This is a genomic window from Serratia sp. LTN-2, from assembly GCF_059740205.1.
In genome coordinates this window covers 1-1436 of record NZ_JCAXDO010000059.1, presented here as the reverse complement: position 1 = coordinate 1436, position 1436 = coordinate 1, and the positions used below count along the sequence as shown (strand labels likewise).

General features: G+C 54.8%; 1 protein-coding gene. It reads left to right on the top strand.

All coding sequences use genetic code 11. The features are described 5' to 3' along the window. Positions 1-141: 141 nt before the first annotated feature. The gene (locus tag AC6BYQ_RS28270) at positions 142-1161 is read left to right on the top strand and encodes an IS110 family RNA-guided transposase (RefSeq protein ID WP_261451914.1); all 1020 of its coding nucleotides are present in this window, start codon (positions 142-144) and stop codon (positions 1159-1161) included. The last annotated feature ends 275 nt before the right edge of the window (positions 1162-1436 follow it).

Genomic DNA, 1436 nt, shown 5'->3' with positions numbered 1-1436 from the left:
GGAGAATGAGATGAACGCATCCCAACTATTTGAGAGCGGCGAAGGGTTCGGCAGGTGAGGTGTGGATCCTCGCAGACTTTCGGCATCATGGTGCCCAATACGGGATGCATAAAGCTCCCTGATAACTGGAGGATCCACGACATGAAATATACCCCTGTTGGCGTCGATATCGCAAAGCATCTGATGCAGGTTCACTTCATTGATGAGCATACCGGTGAAGTTATCGACAAGCAGATAAAGCGCGCCGCGCTGCTGGAATACTTCAGCAATCGTGAGCCTTGCCTGATTGGCATGGAAGCCTGTGGCGGCTCTCAATATTGGGCGCGTGAGCTGGAAAAACTGGGGCATAAAGTCAGGCTACTCCAGGGCAAATTCGTCAAGGCCTTCGTGATGGGTAACAAAAATGACGTTATGGATGCCCGTGCTATCTGGATGGCGGTTCAGCAGCCGGCTAAAGCCGTCGCTGTTAAAACCGAGGAGCAGCAGGCGGTGCTGTCGCTGCACAAGATGCGGCGACAGTTGGTGAAGTTCCGCACCGCGCAGATCAATGCGCTGCACGGCTTACTGCTAGAGTTCGGCGAAACGGTGCGTAAGGGCCGGGCGTCATTGGACAAGGCAATGCCAGAGGTACTTGAGCGCCTGAAGGAAAAGCTGCCGCCTTTCCTGATTTACCAGATTGAAGACCAGTATCGGCGGCTCAGTGACCTTGATATGCAGATAGATGGCATCGAAAAGCAGCTTGCAGCCTGGGCGAAACAAAATGAGGCCTGTCAGCGGATCATGGATATCCCGGGCGTCGGCCCGTTGGTCGCCACAGCAGCGGTCGCCATTATGGGCGATGCAGGAACCTTCCGCTCAGGGCGAGAGTTCGCGGCCTACATTGGCCTGGTGCCAAAGCAAACAGGCACTGGCGGCAAAGTACGGCTTCTGGGTATCAGTAAGCGCGGCGATGCCTATATGCGGACGCTGTTTATCCATGGAGCCAGGGCGGCCGCATTACAGGCGAAGGAGCCGAATCCGTGGGTGACAGAGCTGCTGAAAAGACGGCCGACCAGCGTTGCTGTGGTGGGGATGGCCAACAAGATAGCGCGTACGGTGTGGGCCTTGGTGGCTCATAACTGTACCTACGACAAAAAACACGTCAGCGTCAGGCCGTTCTGAACGACGAATGCTGGCAAAACATTAACTCTTTTAACAGAAGGGTGAATGCTGAAAGGTTGCTTGGGCAGCCGTAGTGATGACAACGACAGGTAAGACCGGGACTCACTAAACCTGGATTCAACCCTGAGCTTAAAGCTCGTCAGGAGAATAAGGCGTGAGTCAGCGAATCTCATCGAGGCCCGCAGCACTGGCTGCAATAAGGCCGGATATAGAGCTGCAACCTACCGTCAACGTCAAAGCCACGGAAGCCTTGCAAACGGGATGCGTTCATATAG

What these genes read in the sequence shown, in the direction of transcription:
- AC6BYQ_RS28270 (WP_261451914.1), top strand. Translation starts at nt 142, where the DNA reads ATGAAATATACCCCTGTTGGCGTCGATATCGCAAAGCATCTGATGCAG.